This window comes from Nitrospira sp. BLG_2, from assembly GCF_049222245.1.
Genome location: NZ_JBLYIG010000573.1, coordinates 1 through 3,179, shown reverse-complemented (window position 1 = coordinate 3,179; position 3,179 = coordinate 1). Strand labels below are relative to the sequence as shown.

The window sequence follows — 3,179 nt, the reverse complement described above, 5'->3', positions numbered from 1 at the left end:
ATACTGAAAGGTCATCGGTCGATGAAGCATGTGCCGAAACGTGACCTTCATCGCATCCCAAATCTCGTAGAATAACGCGGCGTGCAGGATTTTTTTGGTCAGCGCGGCGACACTCATCGGAGGCTCCTCATCACGGACGTAGATATCCGCTTACGCCTGTTCAACACTTACCCAAATCTGTTTGAACGATGGGACACCGGTTGTGGCATCGACCGACACCGGCATCAAGTCCTTCACTGGTGGTTCATTAAAATGCTCAGGGAAAAAACAGGTGCCTGGCGCAATAGACTGATCCGACTGCACACCGATCTGAAGAGAACCACGATCAGAGGTCAACCGCACCTTCGTACCGTCTTGCAATCCAAGACCCTCCATGTCCCGTATATTCATCCGCAACTTGCCTGTATTCGGAGCGATCTTGATAAGCCCGGGCGCTTGTGTCGACAATTTCCCTGAATGCACTAATAATTGCCCCATCAACAGACAAAAGGGACGCGCGTGTTCTCCCGATAGCGGAGCCTGTTGATAACGAGCCTTGACCTCCGCCGCGTAGCCGTTAGACAAATACGGATCAGGGGAGGGCACGACTTTACGAGGTTGCCCAAGATTATAGTATCCGGGCAACAGCTTCATGATCTCGGCTTGAATATCATTGGCCGATTGGTATTCCCATCTGCACCCCATGGCGTTCGCAAGGGCTGTCATGATGTACCAGTCCGGCAGGCTCTCACCTCGGGGATCCATCGCCTGACGAACGCGAAGCACACGACCTTCGAGGTTCGTAAACGTGCCCTCTTTCTCCGCGTACGTACAAGCGGGGAGGACAAAATGAGCCAATTTCCCCGTATCAGTCAAAAAAGGATCTTGAACGACTAGCAATTCGAGTCGTTCGAGAGCGGCACGAACCTCCATCGAGGCCGGAAGGGTCGCGAGTGGATTTTCGCCCAGAATGTACAGAGCTTTAATCTGCCCACTCTTGCATCGCCTTAAGATTTCGATGAGATGTGCTCCTGATCCGACCGGAGGTAGCGACGCTTCCCATGCCTTGGCGAAACGGTCCCGAGCTCCTGGGTCATCAAAGCGAGCCTGACCTGGAAAAAACTCGGGTGCCGCGCCCATATCAACGGCCCCTTGTTCATTCGGCTCCTCCGTCACGGTGTTCACCCCACAACCTGCTCGCCCGAGCTTACCCGTGATCCACGCGAGATCCATCAGTTTCAAGACGTTTTGATATCCATTCGTTCGTCTGACAATCCCTTCCGCGCACAGGATGATCGACCTCGATGACTCGGCAAAAATAGCAGCAATTTCTCGGAAAGCGTCTATGGGAAAGCCGGTCTGACCAGCCAACCGCTCCAATGAAACATTCGCCACGGCATCTTTGAGCGCTTCAAACGCTTGCGGATATTTCCCAACAGCCTCTTCGTCCACCAAATTCTGATCGATGGTCGCTTTGACCAACCCATCGATCACCATACCCTCTGTCCCCGGCTTGATCAAAAACGGGTGTGATGCCAACTTCGCAATATTGGTGAGGGCGCTGTCGAACGTCACCACTTGAGCTTTGTAGACCCGCATGGCTTCTTTGATTCGCACAGCAGTCAACGGGTTTGTCTCCGTAATATTGGAACCGATCAAAATGATTGCTTTCGCTTTCGTCAGATCTTCCCAATCATTCGGCGTTCTCCCGAGTCCGACGGCATGCTTGGACGCGAGCACAAAGTTCATATGGCCATAGCGGGCACTACTGTCGAGTTGGTTGGTTCCAAAACCGGTGCGCATGAGCTTTTGGAATAAATACAGCTCTTCATTCGTACAGCGGGCCGTCACGAGACCACCGATGGCATCGGCACCGTATTTATCTTTAATTTCGACGAACCGGTCTACGAGCTGGTGCATAGTTTCCAGCCAAGGCCTCTGCACTAACTGACTCCCCTGGCGGACCAGGGGCTGTGTAAGTCGGCCTTTACTGTCCAAATATTCAAATCCAAAACGTCCGCGTACACAGATCCCGCCGTGCCCCTTGGCAGTTTCCGATCGGTCTCCCCATTTGTTCTTCCATGATAACGGCGAGGTGACTCTGACTACTTCTTCATCTTTCGTTTCCAGGTAGAGTTGGCAGCCATCTCCGCAGTAGTTGCAGGTGGTCGTTGTCTTCTTCATCTGCCACGGTTTATACAGATACTTGGAAAACTTATTCGTGATGGCGCCGACCGGACAGACCGCTAAACAATCTCCGCAGAATTCACAATCGAGGGCCAGGTCGCCCTTGGCCACTACCTGGTTGAATCCACCCTTCTTCATAAATTGCAAGGCATCGATCATCAACACATCCTTGCAAACATTGATGCATTCCGCACAGGCAATGCAGCGATTCATGTTGAAGTCGAGCACGGGACTTCGTGTATCTTCCGGAATGAATTTCTGCTTGGCATTGGCGAGATTTGTCACGCCATGCTGGAACGCCATATCTTGAAGTTCACAATGGCCGTCCGCATCGCACACGGGACAGTCGAGAGGATGCACAGATAGATGTTTTTCGACGGCTTTCTTCCTGGCGAGAAAAAGATCTTCACCTTCGGTACGAATGACCATCCCCGCCGCAGCCTTGGCGGTACACGAGCGAACAGGAGCCTTCTTCCCCTCTTGCATCACCAGACACATACCGCAGGAGCCGAACGGGTCGAATGTATAGTGATAGCACATGGCCGGAATGATCTTGCCTGTCATTGAGATGACGTCATACAACGACACTCCGCTCTTTGCCGTGACAGATTTCCCGTCGATGCTCAATTCGATCGTTGCCGCTTCAACATCTGGATTAGTAGCCGGCTTCAAACCCATAATATTCTTCTCCGTGAAAGGGAAAATGTGAACCGTAAAACGATGCCCTGATCTTTACCGTTCACTTTTCGCATCTCGCGTTTCAGATTCTACCTGCTACCTATCACATTCGCCCATCACGACATCGTACGTCCCGAAGATGGTGCAGGCATCCGAGATCATATACCCGCGGGCCATGTGATCGAACGCGCCCATGTGCACGAACGACGGGGCTCGAATCTTCAGTCGATAGGGCTTTCCCCCACCCGTGCTGACGATATAAAACCCCAACTCTCCTTTATGCGCCTCTGTGCCGCAGTAAATTTCTCCAGGCGGAGCATCGAATCCCTGAGAGA

The 3,179-nt window shown here is 52.4% G+C and carries 2 protein-coding genes; both read right to left on the bottom strand.

Annotated elements, in window-relative coordinates; genetic code table 11:
• Positions 1-150 precede the first annotated feature (150 nt).
• A complete protein-coding gene (locus tag ACOSYY_RS15385; RefSeq protein WP_421663463.1) occupies positions 151-2,844 on the bottom strand; it encodes a molybdopterin-dependent oxidoreductase in 2,694 nt (897 codons plus the stop codon).
• A gap of 96 nt (positions 2,845-2,940) precedes the next feature.
• The coding region (locus ACOSYY_RS15380) for an NADH-quinone oxidoreductase subunit D-related protein (protein ID WP_526023332.1) at positions 2,941-3,179 on the bottom strand (239 nt) is incomplete at its 5' end.